The organism is Pseudomonas sp. GW823-FHT06B06 (assembly GCF_058795195.1).
In genome coordinates, this window is sequence record NZ_JBXAHO010000044.1 from 23,502 (window position 1) to 42,731 (window position 19,230).

General features: G+C 61.7%; 20 protein-coding genes. 9 read left to right on the forward strand and 11 right to left on the reverse strand.

All coding sequences use genetic code 11. The features are described 5' to 3' along the window. Window positions 1-485 precede the first annotated feature (485 nt). The 4 genes from AC1Q8Q_RS27695 (at window position 486) to AC1Q8Q_RS27710 (ending at window position 3,639) form a co-directional block, all read left to right on the forward strand. Complete coding sequence (locus AC1Q8Q_RS27695) at window positions 486-806, forward strand: DUF6124 family protein (RefSeq protein ID WP_020800992.1); 321 nt, start codon at window positions 486-488, stop codon at window positions 804-806. Between the two features lie 230 nt (window positions 807-1,036). Continuing rightward, on the forward strand, window positions 1,037-1,246 hold the full coding sequence (locus AC1Q8Q_RS27700) for a hypothetical protein (protein WP_020800991.1): 210 nt from the start codon (window positions 1,037-1,039) through the stop codon (window positions 1,244-1,246). A gap of 48 nt (window positions 1,247-1,294) precedes the next feature. After that, window positions 1,295-2,677, forward strand: a complete 1,383-nt coding sequence (locus AC1Q8Q_RS27705) for an iron-containing redox enzyme family protein (RefSeq protein ID WP_492615762.1) — start codon at window positions 1,295-1,297, stop codon at window positions 2,675-2,677. A gap of 17 nt (window positions 2,678-2,694) precedes the next feature. After that, the gene (locus AC1Q8Q_RS27710; RefSeq protein WP_492615763.1) at window positions 2,695-3,639 is read left to right on the forward strand and encodes a methyltransferase; all 945 of its coding nucleotides are present in this window, start codon (window positions 2,695-2,697) and stop codon (window positions 3,637-3,639) included. A 12-nt stretch (window positions 3,640-3,651) separates the two neighbouring features. Here AC1Q8Q_RS27710 and AC1Q8Q_RS27715 read toward each other — a convergent pair whose 3' ends face one another. Then, window positions 3,652-3,807 carry a hypothetical protein gene (locus tag AC1Q8Q_RS27715; protein WP_191994402.1) on the reverse strand — a complete coding sequence of 52 codons (156 nt, stop codon included), beginning with the start codon at window positions 3,805-3,807 and terminating at the stop codon, window positions 3,652-3,654. 82 nt (window positions 3,808-3,889) lie between these two features. Continuing rightward, a complete protein-coding gene (locus tag AC1Q8Q_RS27720) occupies window positions 3,890-4,414 on the reverse strand; it encodes a cupin (protein WP_151142477.1) in 525 nt (174 codons plus the stop codon). A 209-nt stretch (window positions 4,415-4,623) separates the two neighbouring features. Between AC1Q8Q_RS27720 and AC1Q8Q_RS27725 the strand changes: the two genes are divergently transcribed. Genes AC1Q8Q_RS27725 through AC1Q8Q_RS27735 form a run of 3 tightly spaced genes read left to right on the forward strand, consistent with a single transcriptional unit; the run spans window position 4,624 to window position 7,030 of the window. After that, window positions 4,624-5,652 carry an acyl-CoA dehydrogenase family protein gene (locus AC1Q8Q_RS27725; protein ID WP_492615764.1) on the forward strand — a complete coding sequence of 343 codons (1,029 nt, stop codon included), beginning with the start codon at window positions 4,624-4,626 and terminating at the stop codon, window positions 5,650-5,652. After that, complete coding sequence (locus AC1Q8Q_RS27730) at window positions 5,649-6,419, forward strand: PIG-L deacetylase family protein (protein WP_492615765.1); 771 nt, start codon at window positions 5,649-5,651, stop codon at window positions 6,417-6,419. The genes AC1Q8Q_RS27725 and AC1Q8Q_RS27730 overlap by 4 nt, the downstream gene beginning before the upstream one ends. After that, window positions 6,416-7,030, forward strand: coding sequence for an SAM-dependent methyltransferase (locus tag AC1Q8Q_RS27735; protein WP_454865737.1), 615 nt, complete (start codon window positions 6,416-6,418; stop codon window positions 7,028-7,030). Before AC1Q8Q_RS27730 ends, AC1Q8Q_RS27735 begins: the two co-directional genes overlap by 4 nt. On the opposite strand, the gene AC1Q8Q_RS27740 is transcribed toward AC1Q8Q_RS27735, so the two are convergent. Further along, window positions 7,016-7,666, reverse strand: a complete 651-nt coding sequence (locus AC1Q8Q_RS27740) for a glycosyltransferase family 2 protein (RefSeq protein ID WP_492615766.1) — start codon at window positions 7,664-7,666, stop codon at window positions 7,016-7,018. The two genes, AC1Q8Q_RS27735 and AC1Q8Q_RS27740, sit on opposite strands and share 15 nt — an antisense overlap. A 192-nt stretch (window positions 7,667-7,858) precedes the next feature. On the opposite strand from AC1Q8Q_RS27740, the gene AC1Q8Q_RS27745 reads away from it, so the two are divergent. Further along, window positions 7,859-8,596 (forward strand): DUF72 domain-containing protein, encoded by a 738-nt coding sequence (locus tag AC1Q8Q_RS27745; protein ID WP_492615767.1) that lies wholly within the window; start codon window positions 7,859-7,861, stop codon window positions 8,594-8,596. Here AC1Q8Q_RS27745 and AC1Q8Q_RS27750 read toward each other — a convergent pair. Next, entirely contained in the window at window positions 8,593-9,810 is a 1,218-nt protein-coding gene (locus AC1Q8Q_RS27750) for an MFS transporter (RefSeq protein WP_042955904.1), read from the reverse strand. The genes AC1Q8Q_RS27745 and AC1Q8Q_RS27750 overlap by 4 nt on opposite strands. Before the next feature lie 96 nt (window positions 9,811-9,906). Between AC1Q8Q_RS27750 and AC1Q8Q_RS27755 the strand changes: the two genes are divergently transcribed. Then, window positions 9,907-10,728, forward strand: coding sequence for an AraC family transcriptional regulator (locus tag AC1Q8Q_RS27755; protein ID WP_080725346.1), 822 nt, complete (start codon window positions 9,907-9,909; stop codon window positions 10,726-10,728). Window positions 10,729-10,803: 75 nt separating this feature from the next. Here the strand turns inward: AC1Q8Q_RS27755 and AC1Q8Q_RS27760 are convergent, their stop codons facing one another. From AC1Q8Q_RS27760 to purU, 7 genes are all read right to left on the reverse strand, one after another. Next, complete coding sequence (locus AC1Q8Q_RS27760; RefSeq protein WP_033042847.1) at window positions 10,804-12,048, reverse strand: NHL repeat-containing protein; 1,245 nt, start codon at window positions 12,046-12,048, stop codon at window positions 10,804-10,806. An 82-nt stretch (window positions 12,049-12,130) separates the two neighbouring features. Beyond that, window positions 12,131-12,760, reverse strand: coding sequence for a sarcosine oxidase subunit gamma (locus AC1Q8Q_RS27765; protein ID WP_492615768.1), 630 nt, complete (start codon window positions 12,758-12,760; stop codon window positions 12,131-12,133). A gap of 3 nt (window positions 12,761-12,763) precedes the next feature. Beyond that, entirely contained in the window at window positions 12,764-15,661 is a 2,898-nt protein-coding gene (locus AC1Q8Q_RS27770; RefSeq protein WP_492615769.1) for a 2Fe-2S iron-sulfur cluster-binding protein, read from the reverse strand. Then, window positions 15,658-15,957, reverse strand: a complete 300-nt coding sequence (locus AC1Q8Q_RS27775) for a sarcosine oxidase subunit delta (protein ID WP_033042852.1) — start codon at window positions 15,955-15,957, stop codon at window positions 15,658-15,660. Before AC1Q8Q_RS27775 ends, AC1Q8Q_RS27770 begins: the two co-directional genes overlap by 4 nt. 13 nt (window positions 15,958-15,970) lie before the next feature. Beyond that, window positions 15,971-17,212 (reverse strand): FAD-dependent oxidoreductase, encoded by a 1,242-nt coding sequence (locus AC1Q8Q_RS27780; protein ID WP_033042854.1) that lies wholly within the window; start codon window positions 17,210-17,212, stop codon window positions 15,971-15,973. Further along, window positions 17,194-18,090, reverse strand: coding sequence for a bifunctional methylenetetrahydrofolate dehydrogenase/methenyltetrahydrofolate cyclohydrolase FolD (gene folD, locus AC1Q8Q_RS27785; protein WP_020800973.1), 897 nt, complete (start codon window positions 18,088-18,090; stop codon window positions 17,194-17,196). The genes AC1Q8Q_RS27780 and folD overlap by 19 nt, the downstream gene beginning before the upstream one ends. After that, window positions 18,087-18,953, reverse strand: a complete 867-nt coding sequence (gene purU, locus AC1Q8Q_RS27790; protein WP_151142470.1) for a formyltetrahydrofolate deformylase — start codon at window positions 18,951-18,953, stop codon at window positions 18,087-18,089. The genes folD and purU overlap by 4 nt, the downstream gene beginning before the upstream one ends. Window positions 18,954-19,230: the final 277 nt, after the last annotated feature.

Here is a 19,230-nt window from a genome sequence, read left to right on the forward strand (position 1 = left end):
CAGCGAAATGGTCAGCTTCAGAGGGCTGGCGCACGCACGGGCAAAAGGATTTTTATGAGCATCCGCGCGCGAGCCTCGCAAGCCTTCACGAAGTTGGGTCGAGGTGGAAATAGGACGTTTCTGATGGACGCGTAGGATGCTTCTGAGTGTTTGTAAGAAGGCCCTTACGCTAGTTCCCGAAAGCCACAGCGTCTTGCGTCGTTGCCTACGGTTACGCCAGAATCCGCCGGCTTGTGCGCCTTGGGGTCGCTCGGTAACTTGATTCGTGTCACTGCACATCAGTGATCGGGTTTAGCAGCCCGCGATAACCTAAGTCGCATGACGCTTTCATCAGTCAGGTTTACGCCTGCATTTTGATGGTGGCTGTGCGCAGGGCGCCCTTGGGCGCGCCGGCTTCTTAGGTTCCCCGGTCTGCTAACCTGCGTGCAGCTGCCTCCCTTTTCGTTTAGCAGCAGGAGGGTGGCATACCATTAGGAACCTGAGATATGTCCAAGGTCACTCCCGATCCCCCGCGTATTGATCCCACCGACTTAAACAATCGCAACGACCCCATCTCCTCAGCCGCCGACATCAACGCCACCCCACGCAAACCCTGCACCATGTTCATCGTCAACCCTGAACTCGAGACCGAAACCCTCCTGGCCCACGCCTGTGAGTCACTGGCTTCAGCTAATGTCATGGCCCTGGATCTGGCGGATCGCACGCAGGGGGCGAGTCGCAATGTCCTGTTGGGTATTGCGCAAGTCATCATGCTGGGGGAGTTGGCGGTGAACCGCGCGCTGGATCGAATTGATCCCCGGGAATAGAAGATCAAAACATCGCAGCCTGTGGCGGCTCAGGGGAACGCAAAACCTGGTGGAACCCGGCATGCCGACGAAGGCGATTTTCAATGACGCTTTCGCCGGCAAGTCGGATCGCCGCACCGCTGGCTCCTACAAGTGCACATGCCGCTCGTCTATTCGAACGCACACTTTCCCCTGGACACCTTCAAACCAGTACGGCCCGGAAAACCCGGAACTACGTGGTGAGGTGAAACATGTCCAGCGAAACGATCTTCCAGGATAAAGGGCAAGACCCGGACAAGTCACAGGGCGCTGTAAAACCTGCGTCGGACGATCCGGGTAAATACGATCCCCTGACCCAGCCCGACCTCGAAGATGACGACGGCGCGCAGGATTGGAATGAGCGCGACAGGAAACTTCCCGAGGCAGATGAACAAACACCTTTGTCCGACGACAGGCGATAAACGCAGGCGCCCGGCGATAGCCCGATGCACTGCCCAGGAGAACAGCCAATGACACTATTCACGCCCTTGTCGGGTTCGCCTTCGGCGCTTTCGGATGCCGGCGTCGATGGCCCTTACCGTGAACTCTATGGTTTGCTGTACAGCAACGACCCGCAAGCAGCCACGCGGGGCGAACAGTTCCTGCGCGAGCAACTGGCCCTCGCCGCCGAACTCCCCTGTGATCTGCCTGAAGAGCCAGGCCAGTTGTCGTCATGGACGGAACAACATTGTGCCGATGTGGCGCGTGACTATGCCCTCTATCTTGAGGCGCGAAAGCAGGGTGGGGCGCGTCGGTATTTCTCGAACAAGGCCCATGCCCTGTATTTCCTGCAACGTGTTGCCCCGACCAAGGAAGTCGACGGTGCATGGCTGGCCGGGGTGCTGGAGCATTGGCAGGACATGCGCTATGACGGGCTGCTGAGCACCTATCTGGAAGAATTGGGTAACGGCGATGCGCGGCAGAATCACGTGGTCATCTACCGCAAGCTGCTGGCCGCCCACGACTGTGGCGACAGGCAGGGGCTGCTCGACGAACATTTTCGCCAAGGCGCAATCCAGCTGGCACTGGGGCAGTGCAGCGCGATGTTCATGCCGGAGGTGATCGGCTACAACCTCGGCTATGAACAACTGCCACTGCACTTGCTGATCAGTGCCTATGAACTGCGTGAGCTGGGGATCGATCCTTACTATTTCACCCTGCACGTGACCATCGACAACATCAGCAGCGGTCACGGGCGCAAGGCTATTGAAGCGCTGCTCGACCTGATGCCCATGGAGCAGGGGCGGGACGAGTTCTATCGGCGCGTTGCCGTCGGCTATCGACTCAATGACCTGGGGCCGGGCTCGACGGCGGTGATTGCAGGTTTCGATCTGCAGCAGGAAGTGATTGCCATGCTCGAGCGCAAACGCACCTATGGACAGCACATGCATTCCGATTACTGCCAGATCGAAGGCCAGACCGTCAATCAATGGCTGGCAACCCCTGGCCAGACCGAAGATTTTCTCGGCGCCCTGCAACGCAAGGGCTGGATAAAACGGCATGGCCCACCCGGGGAAAGCCGCTTCTGGCAGTTGATCGAGGGCGACACGGCGGCCATGTTCGGCGTGTTCAGTGGCTACGAAAAACAACTGCTGCACGACTGGATCGCCGGTGACTGGCAAGCGCCGCAACAGCAACGGGCGATACGCCGGGTGCCGTCCGATGATGCCTTCGCCGATGGCGCCTGGGCGAACGATACCGAGCTCAAGGCCTTGCAAGACGCCCTGCACGACCAGTCACCGCGACAGCAATTGCAACTGCTGATCCCTTGGCTCTGCGCACAGCGCCATTGTCGTCCCGCCGGGCTCTATGCAACCCGTCGCTTTATTGAATGCGTGGCCCGTTTGCGCTGATTCCAGGAGTGTCATGCATGTCAGAACAACAGATTGCCGAACGTACTTTGCTGGAGCTCGGCAAGCGCCTGGCTGCCCAGGCCTACCGTTTCATCACCCCGACGCCCTTGACCCATGAGCGCGTATGCCAACGCATTGAACCGCCCTTGGCCAAGGACCGGCGTGACGTATTCGGCTGGTCGATGCCTTTTGAGCACACGCTGTTTCCAGCGCAGGAACTGGCTGACCTGGAGCAGGCGGCCATCGTCGAAAAAGACGGCTCGCTGTGGCGGAGCACGGTACGTTGGTCAAGCCTTGGTCCCTTGTTGATTGCCCACTCGGCGTACCCGACGATGCAGAGTGACGCGGTGTTTTTCGGGCCCGACAGCTACCGCTTCGCGCAATTGATCGAAGCGCATCTGCAGCAGCGCTCCGAGCCCGTGCGGCGCGCGGTGGACATTGGCTGCGGAAGCGGTATCGGAGCACTGGTCGTCGCCCGCGCCCGCCCGGACGCCGACGTGCTGGCGGTGGATATCAATCCACGGGCGTTGCGCTTGTCGGCGGTGAATGCCGAGCTGGCCCAAGCCAGGAATGTGAGCGCTTACCACAGCGACGTGCTGGGCAGTGTCGAAGGGCTGTTCGACCTGATCATCGCCAACCCGCCCTACATGAACGACAGCCAGCAACGGGCGTATCGTCATGGCGGTGGCGTACTGGGAGAAGCCTTGTCGGTGCGCATCGTGCGCGAATCGCTGCCGCGCCTGGACAAAGGCGGCAGCCTGCTGCTGTATACAGGAGTGGCGATGGTGGCCGGGACGGATCCTTTTCTCGAATCCATCCAGCCACTGCTTGGCGACGACAGGTTCACCTGGACATATCGCGAACTGGACCCTGACGTGTTCGGCGAGGAACTGCTCAAGCCCGGCTATGAACGGGTGGAGCGCATTGCCGTGGTCGCGTTGACCGTCACCCGGCGCTATTGATGCACCGCCGGTTCAATTGCCATCCGCTACCTTGCGTTCGATCTCGGCAACTTTGCGCCTGAGGTCCTCGGCTTCCTCCTCGGTGGTTTCGGGGGGAGGGGTCGCAAGGGCGTCATCCTCTTCGGTGGACGGGGTGTCGGCAGGGGTGATGTGGTCATCGTTGTTCATGGTACTGGCCTCCGGTGTGTACTCATTGGATCGGGGCCTTCGCTACGAGTTCGAGATTTTCACCAGCCATGCCTGACGCAAGTTAGCCCTTGCACCAATACTCGCTGATCGCGCCGTGTGCACCCTGCACCGGATCCTGGTCGGGGAATGGCAGCGTTTCGATGTTTTGCAACTGCGCAGCGCTCGGCGCTTCTCGGCAAATGTCGGCATGCTGGCTCGGTGGATAGGCGCCGACCACCAGGAAGTCGTCGCTGCAATCCAGGTTGCAATGCCCGGTGCCAGCCGGCAACAACAGCACATCCCCGGCACTGACCTGCAGCACGTGGCCGCCAGGTCCGCCCAACATCAGGCGGGCATGACCGCTGGCTATCCCAAGCACTTCATGGCCTTCGGTGTGATAGTGATGGAAGTCATAAATGCCGTAGCGCCATTGTGGTGGCCAGCCGTTGGCACTGAAGGTTTGTTCGAACAGGGCCGCCGGATCGTCGCCCTTGACAGCGATGGCCTTGGGATAGACCAGCACCGGCAGGCGAGGGTTGTTCGGCACCCAGCCATTGTGTTGGAACATCATTTGTTGCGCGGGAGCATCCGCTTTCGACCTGTTCATCTGTGACCTCCGTCTTTGCCCGGCGTTTTAAAGGCAGGCTATTGCAGGGACCTGTTGTTGAGTGACATTGCCTGGATAGGGGTGGTTCTAAAAACTCGCAGGTGCTTGTGCAATGAACTCCTGGAGGCTGCCCGGCTCAGAACTTCAAGCGCTGAATTTCAAGCTCTGAAGATCAAGAGCATTGAGTCGCGATCAAGGAAAAAAGGGCCATGAGCAACGCGTTAACCCTCGAACGTCTGCTGCAACGGTTTGCTTGTCGGCCGACGAAAAGCATTGCGGACGCCGCACTGCAACCGCTGATGCAACAGCTCGTCAGCGATGGATTTACCGACCTGCCTCTGCCTGGGCAAGGCCGAACCCTGGATCGCTGGCGCACCCTGGCCGCCGTCTCGGCCAGCGATCTGGCACTGGCCAAACTGTTCGAAGGTCATACCGATGCGCTGGCAATCATGACCGAGCTCGAGCCCGACGCGCCACCGGCTGCGGGCACATGGGGCACTTGGGCGGCCGAACCGGCCTTTGCCCGGCTTAATATTGTCGACCGCCAGGCCGGAACCGTTTACTTGCAGGGCCGCAAGGCCTGGTGTTCTGGCGCGGCGATACTCGATCGGGCGCTGGTGACAGCGTGGGATGAGCAGATGCAACCGCAGTTGGTGGCGGTCACGTTGCAGCAGCCGGCAATCAGGCTACTCGACGATGGCTGGCAAGCGGTTGGCATGGGCCTTACGGCCAGCGTCGACGTGCTGTTCGAGGGTGCGCAGGGCCGTTGTGTCGGTTTGCCTGGGCAATATGTCGACAGACCCGGCTTCTGGCACGGTGGGGCCGGGATTGCGGCGTGCTGGTACGGCGCCGCTTGTGCGCTTGCCGATTACCTTCGCCAACATTGTACGCAGCCGTACTGCGACGCCCATGCCCAGGCGCATCTGGGGGCCGTCGATGCGGCATTGTGCTGCGCCCGGGCTGCGCTTCGGGAAACGGCCCTCTGGATCGATGAAAACCCCCGGCGCTCGGCGCAACTTCCTGTCCGCCGACTGCGTGCCCAAGTAGAAGCGGCCGTCGACAGCGTGCTTGCACATGTCGCACGCGGGCTGGGTGCCACGCCATTGTGTCGTGACAGTCACTTCGCCAGGCTCGCCGCCGACTTGCCGGTATTCCTGCGACAGAGCCATGCCGAAAAGGACCTGGCGCAGCTTGGGCAGCAGGTCGCCGCGCAGCCGCTCGATGGGTGGGCGCTGTGATCGCCGGGCCGGCTTCTCAAGAAAACCTGATTCAGGGGAAGGGGACAACACTGGCCGAATGGCAGGCCAGTGACGGGTTGGCGCAGGTGCCAACCATCACTCATCGACAACTGGTGCCTGCGGGGCGGCGCCTGGTCGTCGTCGCCCCGCATCCTGACGATGAAGTCCTCGGGTGCGCCGGCATCCTCGCGGGAATGCAGGGCAACGAGGCCGACGTCCTGATGATTGCGGTCACTGATGGCGAAGCCAGCCACCCGCAATCGCGGCACTGGACGCCGACACGCCTGCGACGGCAGCGCCCGATGGAAAGTACCCTCGCGCTCGCCCGCATGGGGCTCGATGTCGATTTGCAGGACTGGCAACGCCTGGCGTTGCCCGACAGCGCTGTAGAAACGCAGGAGGCGTGGTTGGTCGAGCGGCTGGCGGCATTGATTCGCCCGGGCGATCGTGTGATCACCACCTGGCGCCGGGACGGACACTGCGATCATGAGGCGACCGGCCGCGCGACCGCCTGCGCGGTAGCCCGCCACCAGGCTTGCCTGATTGAAGTGCCGGTCTGGGCATGGCATTGGGCGCGCCCCAACGATGCCCGAGTCCCTTGGGCGCGGGCGCACAAATACCTGCTGGCCCCACACGTGTTGGCGCGCAAGCGCCAGGCCATCGCGGCCCATGCGTCGCAGGTCAGCCGCGACGGTCAGACACCCGCGGTGTTGAGCGGTGAAACCCTCGAACGATTGCTGCAGCCTTTTGAACTGGTGTTTTTATGAGCGTATCCCCCGACTACTTCGAACAACTGTTCGGGGCCAGCGATGACCCCTGGTCCTTCCGGACCCGCTGGTACGAAAAGCGCAAGCGCGAGCTGACGCTGGCCAGCCTGCCGCGCCAGCGCTATCAACGTGTGTTCGAGCCAGCCTGTGCCAACGGTGAACTCAGCGTACAGTTGGCCGGGCGCTGCGACGCGTTGCTGTGCCAGGACCTGAACGCGAAGGCGGTCGACCTGGCGCGCCAGCGCTTGAGTGGACTGCATCATGTCCACGTCGAGCAGGCGGGTATTCCCCGGCAATGGCCGGACGGTGACTTTGACCTCATCGTGCTCAGCGAAGTGGGGTACTTCCTCGATGTGGACGAGTGGCACCAGGTCATCGAAAACACCTTGCGCAGCCTCGGCCCGGCGGGCGGCGTACTGGCCTGTCACTGGTTGCATCCGATCGAAGGTTGTTCGCAGGACGGTCGCGATGTTCATGCGGCGCTTGCCGAACGCCTGCACCTGCATCCTCTGGTACGCCATGAGGAAGCGGATTTCCTGCTCGAATACTGGAGCCGAACAGCAACCTCGATCGACCTTGCCGAAACCTGCCAGTCGTCACCCGGCCAGTGACTTCAGGTAGTCGCCAAAGCCTTCCCGGCACCGGCAATGCTGTCGAGCGCTGGTGGTGACCGGGTTGCCGGCCGTCCACATGATGCGCGCGCCGCTGCGTTCCAGGTCGGCGACCAGCTGCACATCTTCGTGGGTGGGCAAGGCCTGGAATCCGCCCGCCTTGCGATACGCCGCAGAAGAGACGCCGAGGTTGGCCCCATGGATATGCCGATGGCCCTCAACGGGGCGGTAATTGGCGTGATAGCGCTCGCGCACTCGCTCCGAATGTTCGGACCAGTCGTTGACTTCGACCAGGCCACAGACCGCATCGGCGTTGAACCTGATCTGCTCAACCAGCCAGGAATCGGGCACGACGCTGTCGGCATCGGTGAAGACCAGCCAGCGTGCATCCGCCGCCAGCAGGTGTTCGGCGCCTTGCGCACGGGTTTTTCCAACGTTGCGGTGGGTGCAGCTCAACGTCCACACGCCGTAGGCCTGGGCAATGTCCAGGGAAGTGTCCGTGCAGTCATCCAGGACGATCAGGATCCTGACTTCTTCACGGTCCAGGTCCTGGTGAAAAGCCGCCGCCAGCAGCGACTCGATGCATTCCTCAAGACGCTGTTCCTCGTTATGCACCGGGACAATCACTCCTATCATCTGCAGCTCTCCATGGGAGGTTCACCGTAACCTGGCTTTTCGATGTCGACCGGGATCAATGGCCATTGGTTGCAACTGTTTGTGCACAAAGGTAATCACCGATGGCGGGCAACCATCGATCAGGTGCCGTCGATGAAAAAATGAACCGCCGCATCTGTGCTGCGCCCTTAGTCATAAGCACTGGTAGAGGCAATGGGCGTGAACGAACGGACGATTTTCACCGGGTGTGCCGGCTGGAGCCTGGGCAGGGAACATTCAGCCGCCTTTACAGCTGAAGGCACCCACTTGCAGCGCTATGCGGCGCGACTGAACTGCGCCGAGATCAACAGCTCGTTCTATCGCCCGCATCGCCAGCAAACCTACCAGCGCTGGGCGGCCAGCGTGCCGGTCGGTTTTCGTTTCAGTGTCAAGGTGCCCAAGCTGATCAGCCATGTGCAGCGCCTGCAGGCCTGTGATCAGGCGCTCGATGAGTTCGTGCTGCAATGCTCCGGCCTGGGTGATCGCCTGGGCTGCCTGCTGGTGCAGCTACCGCCGTCGCTGGCATTTGACGAGTCGGTCGTCGAAGCATTTTTCATCAGCCTCAGGCGGTGCTTTCCAGGACCTGTGGTGCTCGAGCCCCGACACGAGTCCTGGACCGGTGCCGAGGCACTGTTGGTGCACTATCACATCGCGCAGGTTGCGGTGGACCCTTCGCGTATCAGCACTGACTCGACACCACGGGGATGGCCGGGGCTCAAATACTGGCGCCTGCATGGATCGCCGCGCATCTACTACAGCCCTTATGAATTGCCACGCCTGGAACGCCTGGGGGTCGAGCTGCAAACAGCCACTGCCGAAGGACAGTCAGCCTGGTGCATCTTCGACAACACCGCCAGCGGCGCGGCACTGGGCAATGCCTTGACGTTGGCGCAATGCCTGGATCCGCACTAAACCCCTTTGGTGGACGGCAACAGGATCGTCAGGATGCCCAGCAGCGGCAGGAACGAACACAGCGTATACACGTATTCGATGCCGTGGATATCCGCCAGGTGCCCGAGCAGCGCGGCGCCGATGCCGCCAAAACCGAACATCAGGCCGAAGAAAACCCCGGCGATCATGCCGACGTTGCCGGGCACCAGTTCCTGGGCGAAGACCACGATGGCCGAGAAGGCCGAGGCGAGGATGAAGCCGATGACCATGCTCAGCACGCCCGTCCAGAACAGGTCGACATGGGGCAGGGCGAGGGTGAAGGGCGCCGCTCCGAGAATCGAGAACCAGATCACTTGCTTGCGCCCGATCCGGTCACCGATCGGCCCACCGAAGAAGGTGCCGGCTGCCACGGCGCCGAGAAACAGGAACAGGTACAGTTGCGAGCTGGCCACCGACAGGTCGAACTTCTCGATCAGGTAGAACGTGAAGTAGCTGGTGAAGCTGGCCATGTAGAAGTACTTGGAGAACACCAGCAATGCCAGGACCACCAGGGCAAAACTCACCCGTTGTCTCGACAAGCCATGGGTTGCCTTGGTGCCCTGCTTGAGCTTGAACAGGTTCAGATGGTTGCGGTACCAGCGGCTCAGGCCGTATTGCACGAGAATGGCGAATACTGCGAACAGCCCGAACCAGGCGACGTTGCCCTGGCCATAAGGGATGACGATGGCCGCTGCCAGCAGTGGACCAAAAGCACTGCCGGCATTACCCCCGACCTGGAAGGTCGACTGGGCCAGGCCGTAGCGACCACCCGAGGCCAGGCGCGCAACCCGGGAAGTCTCCGGGTGGAAGGTCGACGAGCCAATGCCCACCAGCGCCGAGGCCATGAGAATCGCCCCGAAGCTGCCGACCATTGCCAGCATCAGGATGCCGACCAGGGTACAGACCATACCGGCCGGCAACAGCCACGGCTTGGGGTGGCGGTCGGTGTAGTAACCAACCCAGGGTTGCAGCAGCGAGGCGGTCAATTGAAAGGTCAGGGTGATCAGGCCGACCTGGGTGAAGGTCAGGCCGTACGTGGCCTTGAGCATCGGGTAGATCGACGGCAGCACGGCCTGGATCAGGTCATTGATCAGATGCGCCAGGGCACAGGCACCGATGACGCGCATCACCAGCGGGCTGGCTTGGCTGGCCACTGAAGCTGTCGCCGTGGGGGAAGTAGTGGTACTGATGGACATGGGATCCTTCCAGAAAAAACGTAAGACGGGGGCTCGGTGCCAGGCACAAAAGCGCTGCCCATTTCAGGGTTTGGCGTTATCCTAGGGACCGTCCGATTGCCTGTCTCGCGCAATTCGGGAGTCGACTATCGTAAAAAGGGCGTCATGATCAAGTCGCTGGAAGAATTCCTCAGAGAGATCGACGACCGAGTCTGCGATGTGAGCAGCAGCGCCACCGACTACCCGGAAAACTGGGTGATCGAAGCGCACTCCCATCAAGCCCACCAGTTGATCTACGCTATCGAGGGCGTGATGGTGGTGCACTCGGGATTGAGCCAGTGGACGGTACCGCCCAGCCGCGGGATATGGATGCCGAGCAGGCACATTCACTCGATTCGCTGCGTCGGCCCGTTGAAGATGCGCAGCCTGTTCGTGCGTCCCGAAGCGTTTGCGGACATGCCGACTGAACCCAGGGCGGTGAGTATTTCGGCGTTGCTCAGTGAGTTGATCAAGGTCTCGGTGGCTATCACCTCACCTTACGACGCGGATTCGCGCGAAGGCCGGGTCATGCGCCTGATCCTCGATGAACTGAGGATATTGCCCACCTTGCCGCTGCATCTGCCTCAGCCCTCGGACCCACGGATCAAGGTGGTGTGTTCAGCGTTGCAACGCGATCCCGGCGATTGTTCGACCCTGGCGCACTGGAGCGCACGCCTGGACCTCGATGAGAAAACCATCCAGCGCCTGTTCCGCAAGGACACCGGGATGACCTTCGGCCAATGGCGCCAGCAGGCGCGGTTGCTACTGGCCCTGGAGCGCATCGCCGTGGGCGAGAAGATCATCGACATTGCCGGGGAACTGGGCTACGACAGCCCCAGTGCGTTCACCAGCATGTTCAAGAAACAGTTCGGCAAGACCCCCAGTCATTTCTTCAGGTGAGGTCTTGCCGGTTTTTTCAGCCGCCAATGCACTCAGATGCTTTTGGCGCCAACGTGCAGAATGAATGGCAAGACGTCAGCCGTGGTAACGACATACCGCGGCCATCGGGTTTTTGCTGCCGGCCACAACAATCCCGCCCGCTTCTTGAATGGCCATGCTGTTGGTGTAATTGAGGATGCCGTCGATGCCGGTATCGGAGAGTCCATCAATACCGAATGTGCGGTCCATTAAACCCTGGGGCGTTACCCTTCCCACCAGGCCCAGTGCGCGGGTGTTCAGTTCACCGGCCACGACGATGGCCTGTTCGGCGTCCAGTCGGGCGCTTTTGAGGTGCAGACTCTGGAACGGGCGTTCAATGGTCACGGGTAGGGCATTGTTGAACGTGTTGTCCGGCTTGCCGTCGGCCAAGGTGCGTGTGACATAGCCCTTGCGGGTAGACGCCACCGAGAACCAGCCGACCGCAACCGGCTTGTCGTCCGGTTGCAGGAGCAGTTGCGTGAGTGTCACCGGCCCGGCAGCTTGTGCAAGCACGGCAAAACCGTCGGTTCCAAACGACGAATCGATTTGCCCGGTCGGGGTGAACGCGGCGAGAAAGGCACGATTGGGGGCAGTGCCGACAACAATGAAATTTCCGTTTTGCCGAACGGCGAGCCCGATGGATGCGGTGTTTTGCGCATCGAACTGGAAGAACACATAGCCCTGTTCGTTGAAGCGTGTGTCCAACTGGCCGGCAGGCGTCAGTTGAATCAACAAGCCTTGATTGGCGTAGGGGCGAAATGTCCCGCTGTTGAAGGCAAAGAGAATTCGGTCGTCGTTGGCGTCGACGACATAGACGCTAGCCCCATCGCTGGTTTGCTGTGGGGTGATATCCGATGATGGTTGCGCGGTGGGCAGTGGTTCCTTGAAAACATATACCCCGTCATTGCCGAAAAGAAGATCAATGGAGCCGCCAGCGTTGAAGCGAGCTACCGCAGGGTAGTAGAGGGTTGCCGGGCTTCCTTCTTGAACGTAGCCCGTCACCAGCAATTTATCGCCGCTCAGCTCAGTGATGCCGGTAGGGGTGGACCGGACTGGGCTGCCTGCGAACCCCCAACGCAGATATCCGCCTGTACCGAATGAGGTGTCGAGCAGGCCGTTTTTTTCCAATCGGAACAGTTTGAAGTCGTTGCCGTCCGCCAACACGCCAATGATTTTCCCTTGGTGAGGGCCGGGGGCTTTCAGGACGGCGATGGCTTTTACGTCGGATCCTTCCAGGATTGTCGTGCCGTCAGTGCCGAAGCTGCGATCCAGATGACCGGCAGGGGAGGTAAGAGTCGACATGATGCTTCTCCAATAGTGAGGCTCAAGCACCCCCGATGGGTACTCAAGCCCCAGCCATTTAATCGGAGATGAATCGGAGGGCCTACTGACACAAATGACAGGTTTGCGATGTTTCGCAGCCTATTTCGCCAGCGCCAGGCGACCCTGAAAACTCCTCCATGGCATCCAGCAACGCCGCGTGGAAGTACGCCTTCGATGCCCGGTCGCAGAGTATGAACAAGCGTGGCTGTTGCGACGACGTGGCATTGACCACGATCACGTTGATGCGCGCCGCCGAGGTTTGCGCCACGGCACCGGGGCCGAACACCTGGGGGGTCATGTCGACGCCGCAGAGTTTGGCCATGACTTCGGGCAATTGTTCACCGCTCAGCTGGAACCAGGCATGGCTGTCCTGGCGTGGCAGCAGGTAGTTGGCTTGATGGTCCAACTCCCAGCGGGCCTCTTCGTCGGCGATGCGTTGGCCCTGGTCTTGCGCACTGCCCAGCAGCAGGTATTCGGTCTGGGACAAACGCACGGCGTAGCTGCCGTCAACCTGGGTGACGGCGTGGTTGGGCGCGTCTGGCAGCACGAAGTCCCGACTCTGCAAATAGCGCGCACTGTCGGCGCCGCGAAATCCGACCCGGGGCAGGTCGGTCAGATCCGTCAGCGCACAGGTGGGCAGGAGGGCGAGGGCCGGCTGCCCGGCGCTGTGTTGTTGTCTCAGGCTGGTCATGGCTCAAAGCTCCTGGCGCAGGTTGGAAGGGTCGAAAAAGGGCAACGGCACCACATCGGCATGGACCACACGCCCACCTTCGACACGGATCGCAATCCGTTGCCCAGGTGTGCTTTGGTCGATGCCGGCGTACGCCAGGCCAATGATCTTGCCCAGGCTCGCCGAGTACTCGCAGGACGTGACGTTGCCGCTGATGTCCGGGCCGTTGAGCACCAGATGACCTTCCAGCGGTTGCGCGCTGCCCTTGGGCAAGGTGAAACCCACCAATTTGCGTGTTTGCGGCTGGGCTTCGAGGATGTCCACCGAGCGCCGCCCGACGAAGAACGGCTTGTTGCGATTGACGGCCCAGCCCATGTCGATTTCCATGGGATGGGTCATGCCATCGGTGTCCTGGCTGATGATCACATGGCCTTTTTCCAGGCGCAGCAAACGCTGGGTCTCCACGCCGAAAGGGCGAATGTCATGGGCCTTGCCGGCTTCCATCAGCGCGTCCCACAGCGCCAGGCCATGGCGCGCCGGCACGTGGATTTCATAACCCAGTTCGCCGACAAAACCGACTCGCAACAGCCGCGCCTTGATCCCGGCCACGGTGCCTTGACGCACGCCCAGGTAGGGAAACGCTTGAGCGCTCAGGTTGAGGTCGGTGCAGACCTTCTCCAGCACTTTGCGCGAGTCGGGACCGGCGACATTGACCGCGCAGATCGCCGCCGTGACGTTGGCGACATCCACGTCCAGGCGCCATTGCGCGTTCCACTTGAGCATCTGCTGGTAGATGCGATCCACGCCGCTGGTGGTGGCGGTGACGTAGAAGTGATTGTCGGCGAAACGTGCGCAGACGCCATCGTCGATCACCACTCCGTGTTCATTGGTCATCAGCGCATAGCGGGAGCGACCGATCGGCTGCTTGAGGAAGGCGAAGGTGTACATCCGGTTGAGCAGTTCGGCGGCGTCCGGGCCACGCACATCAAGCCCGCCCAAGGTTGAGACGTCGATGATCCCGACCTTGTTGCGCACATGCAGCGCTTCGGCCTGCATGCATGCCTCGCGGTCCCGGGCATTGCCGTAGTAGGCCGGACGCTGCCAGATGCCGGCCGGCATCATCTTCGCGCCGGCTTGCAGGTGCCGGGCATGCATAGGTGTCTGTCGATACGGATCGAACGCGCGACCGGCCACATGGGCCAGTTTTTCCGCGACAAAGGGCGGGCGCGCGGTGGTCACGCCGGTTTCGCTGATGTTGCGCTGGGTCGCCCAGGCCACCAGGCGCGCGGTCGGCAGGGCCGAGTGACGCCCTTGCGAGGGGCCCATGCCCACGGTGGAATAACGCTTGACCAGCTGCACGTCGCGATAACCGATGCGCGTGGCATTGACGATGTCCGCCACTTGCAGGTCCTCGTCGAAATCGACGAAGTCCTTGCCCTTGGGGTGGGGGAAGATCGGCCAGTTGAAGTTGACCCGTACCTCGCTGCCCAAGGACGCCCGGTGCACACCAACTGCCAGCCCCAGCGCAGCGGCGGCGTCGGCACCGGCGTTGACGCCGTCGGCGATCACGTTGTCGAGGCGGTGACGGCCATTCACCGAGCCTGCGACCGCAAGGTTCTGCGGCAGTCCGCTGAGGGTGAACTCGGCGCGCTGATCGTCGTAGGCCAGCTTGCCGCCGGCCTGGCACAGCAGTTGATAGACCGGCATGTAGCCGGCGGACATGCACAACAGGTCGCAATCCAGGCGTTGCCCGCTCTCGGCGACCTGGCCCTGGGCGGTGATCTTGCGCACGTCGACGCCATTGACATGGCGCAGGCCTTTTTCGTGCAGCGCTTCATACACGGTACTGTTGAGCTGGCAGGCAATCTTGCGTTGCGCCAGCGCGCCCAGCAGGGCCTCATCGCCCGGGCCTTGGCGCATGTCCACCACCGCGGCGACTTCGACGCCCTGGTCAAACAAGTCCAGCGCGGCGAGGTAACCGTCATCGTTGCCGGTCAGCACCACCGCGCGTTTGCCCGGCTTGACCGCGTACAGCTTCATCAAGCGCTGCGCGGCGCTGGTCAGCATTACGCCGGGCAAGTCGTTGTTGCGAAACACCACCGGCTGGTCGAACGCCCCGCTGCACACCAGGCACTGTCGGGCGCGCACCTTGTACATGCGTTTTCCTTGAATCACCGGCAGGTAATTGTCGGTGAACCAGGCGTTGCAGGTCGCCTCGGTGAGGATGCGAATATTGGCGTGCTGTTGCACCGCCGCGAGTAGTTCGCGGCGCAAGGCGTCGGCGCGAATGCCGGCGATGTCGAAGCGGGCATAGGTTAGCGAACCGCCGAGGACCGGCTGTTGCTCGATGAGCAATACCTTGGCCCCGGCATTGGCCGCGGTCAGGGCCGCGTGCAGTCCGGCAGGACCGGCGCCGATCACGGCCAGGTCGGTGAACAGGTAGGCCTTGTCGTAGTACTCGGGCTTGAACGTCAGGTCGAGTACGCCCAGGCCGGCCTTCTTGCGAATGATCGGTTCCCAGACTTTCCACATGCCCCTGGGCTTGTAGAACGAGCGGTAATAGAAGCCCACCGGCATGAATCTGGAGAACTTGCCCAGGTAGGCATCACGGTCGTTGTCCAGCGAGCCGTTGACGTTCTGCGCCGCCACCTGCAAGCCGGCAACCAGCGCATGGGCATCGGCCAGTACGTTGGGTTCCTGGGGCAATTGCACCAGGCTGTTGGCGTCCTGCCCGGCCATGGTCAACGGGCCTCGTGGGCGGTGGTACTTGAACGAGCGGGAAATCAGGAAACGTCCGTTGGCGAGCAGGGCGCTGGCGATGCTGTCGCCCTGCAAGCCCTGATAGGGTTGGCCGTCGAAACTGAAATCGAGCGGCTGGTTACGGTCGATCAGCAGGCCCATCGGGGCGGGTAGGCGGTTCATCCGGCGATCTCCTTGGCGGCGTTGAAGTCGACGCGGGCAGTGAAAAATTCTTTAGGGTCGAAAGTGCGCAGGATTTCGTCGGTGACGGTGTGGCGTTCGGCGAGAAACCAGTAGCTCGACGGCGTGTGCATCCACCATTCGCGCACCACGCCGGCGAGGTTGTCGGTGTTGAACACGTAGTCGGCCCACTCGGCATCGCTGCAGCGCAGTGCATCGGGCATCGGCTTGAATTCGCCGCCGTAGGTGAATTCGCTGATATTGCGTGGCCCGTTGAGCGGGCAATTGATGATTTTCATGGTCCGCTCTGCCTCAGTGACTGGCCGCCGTGGCGCCCATTTCGTTGACTTGCCGGAAGGTCGAGAAGCGCTCCAGGCCGAAGGGCTTGATCAACTCCGGTACCTTGCCGCCGCTGGCCACCAGTTCAGCCATGGTCTTGCCGCAGACTGGCGTGGCCTTGAAGCCCCAGGTGCCCCACCCGGCGTCCAGGTAGTAATTCTTCACCGGCGACAGGCCCATGATCGGGCTGTAGTCCGGGGTCATGTCGGTGATCCCGGCCCACTGGCGCATCAGCTTGGCGTTGGCCAGGAACGGGAACATTTCGATGGCGTGGGCCAGCAGGCTTTCCTTTAGGTCCAGGGTCGATCGGGTGTTGAACAGCGGGTACGGATCGGAGCCACCGCCGAACACCACTTCGCCGCGGCTGGTCTGTTGCACGTAGCAGTGCAGCGCCGACGAGCTCACCAGTGGATCGAGGAAGGGTTTGAAGGGCTGGGTGACCATGGCTTGCAGCGGGAAGGTCTGGATCGGCGAGCGAATCCCGGCCTTGGCCATCAGCAGTGAGCTGTGCCCGGCAATCGCCTGCACCGCGCAGCCACACTTGATGGTGCCGCGGTTGGTCTTCACGGCGGTGATGGCGCCGTTCTCGATGATCAGGTCCTGCACCTCGGTGAGCTGATGGATTTCCACCCCGCGCTTGGCCGCTTGCTTGGCGTAGCCCCAGGCCACCGCGTCGTGGCGCGCGGTGGCGCCGTCGATGTGCCAGAGACCGGCGATCACGGGCAGGTGGCCGGGGTCGAGGTTGAGGCTGGGCACCAGTTCGCGGATCTGCTGGCGGTCGATCATTTCAGTGCGACCGCCGAAGTGCTTGTTGACCTCGGCCCGCTGGCGGAACGAACGCACGGTGGCATCGGTGTGGGCCAGGGTCAGTTGGCCGCGTTCGGAGTACATGATGTTGAAGTCGAATTCGTTGGACAGGCCCTGGAACATTCGCACCGATTCGGCATAGAAACGCACGCCTTCGCTGGTCAGGTAGTTGGAGCGGATCACTGCGGTATTGCGCGCGGTGTTGCCACCGCCCAGGTAGGACTTTTCCAGCACGGCGATGTTGGTGATGCCGTGATACCTGGCGAGGTAATAAGCGGTGGCCAGGCCATGGCCACCGGCACCGATGATCACCACGTCATAGCTTGATTTCAATTCACGCGGCGGCGGCAAATCCACTTCCACCGGGTACTCGGAACTCAGCCCGTACTTCAAGAGATTGAATGGCATACGGCCTCCGATAGGCTGTGCTGTTGCATAAGGGCTGCGGTCACGGTGTTTTTCATCAGGAAGGCAATGGTCATCGGCCCGACACCACCGGGTACCGGGGTGATCGCCGCGACCTGGGGCAGGGCGCTGTCGAAGTCGACATCGCCGACCAGGCGGCTGCGACCGGCGTCGTCGATACGATTGATGCCGACATCGATCACCACTGCACCGGGCTTGAGCCAACTGGCATCGATCAATCGCGGACGACCCACGGCGGCAATCACGATGTCTGCCTGACGGCAGAGCGCCTGCGGATCGGGGCTGCGCGAATGCAAGACCGTCACCGAGCAGTCGGCCTTGAGCAATAGCGCCGCCATGGGTTTGCCGACGATGTTCGATCGGCCGATCACCACTGCATGCTTGCCGCGCAGATCGCCGCAGGTCTGCTCCAGCAGGTACAGGCAGCCACTGGGTGTGCAGGGCGCGAGCACGGTGCGTCCCTGGCTGAGGCCACCTACGTTTTCACTGTGGAAGCCGTCGACGTCCTTGCCTGGGACGATCGCCTGCAGTGCCCGCAGTTCATCGACCTGGGCCGGTAGCGGCAATTGCAGGAGAATGCCGTGGATCGAGCCATCGGCATTCAGCCTGGCGATCAGGTCAAGCAGCTGTTCGGTGCTGGTGTCTGTGCCCAGCCGATGTTCCAGGGAGCGGATGCCGACCTCTTCTGCGCGCAGAATCTTGTTGCGCACATACACCTGGCTGGCCGGGTCGCTGCCGACCAGGATCACCGCCAGGGCCGGCTGGATGTCTTGCGCGCGCAGGCGCTCGACGTCCTTGCGAACCTCGATCAACACCCGCGCGGCGGCGGCTTTGCCGTCAATCAGTCGGGGTGTGTTCACCGGAAAATCACCGTTCTGTCCTGATTGAGGAAAACCCGGTGCTCCAGGTGGTACTTGACCGCCTTGGACAGGGCCACGGTCTCGGTGTCACGCCCGGTGGCCACGAGGTCATCCGGCAGGTAGACGTGATCGACGCGCTGCACCTCCTGTTCGATGATCGGCCCCTCATCGAGATCACTGGTGACATAGTGGGCGGTGGCGCCGATCAGCTTCACGCCGCGCTGGTACGCCTGGTGATACGGCTTGGCGCCCTTGAAACCGGGCAGGAACGAATGGTGGATGTTGATTGCCCGACCGGACAGTTGCCGGCACAGGTCGTCGGAGAGGATCTGCATGTAGCGCGCCAGTACCACCAGCTCGGTGCCAGTGTCGTCGACCACCTTCATCAGCTCGGCTTCCTGGCGGGCCTTGGTGTCCTTGGTGACTGGCAAGTAGATGAAGCGAATGCCCTCGCGCTCGGCCATGGGCCGCAGGTCGAGGTGGTTGGAGACGATGGCGGTGATGGTCATGTCCATCTCGCCCTTGTGGTAGCGGTAGAGCAGGTCGGTCAGGCAGTGGTCGAACTTGCTCACCATCAGCAGCACGCGCATCGGTTCGCGAGTGTCATGCAGTTCCCAGCGCATGTCGAAGGCCTGGGCGACATCGCTGAAACCGTCCTTGATCTGCTGGATATCCCCTGCGTGGCCATCGTTGAAACGGAACACCGCACGCATGAAAAAGCGCCCGCTGAAATCGTCGTCGAATTGCGCCATCTCCCCGATGTAGCAACTGTTGTCCGCCAGGTAGGTGGTGACGGCAGCGACAATGCCGGACACCGCGGGACAGGTGATCTTGATGATGAAATGGTTTTTTTCGTGTTGCATGACACGTCCTCGGGATGATGGCGGCAGCTCATCGCATAGCGAAAAAATGTCAGCGGACAGCGAGGCTCATTCCATGAGCGCGGTTTCTTGTCAGGAATAATATATTCCTGTTAGTGGCTTTATAGGGGAAATGCAGGGGGCACGTCCAGAGGTTTTGTGAAAGTTTTTTAACTGCTGGGAATTTTATTGGGCAACCCGACGTGCCCTGTAGGAGCGAGCATGCTCGCGAAAAACCCGAGAACACCGCGGGGCGTCAGGCTCCTCACAACCACCCTGG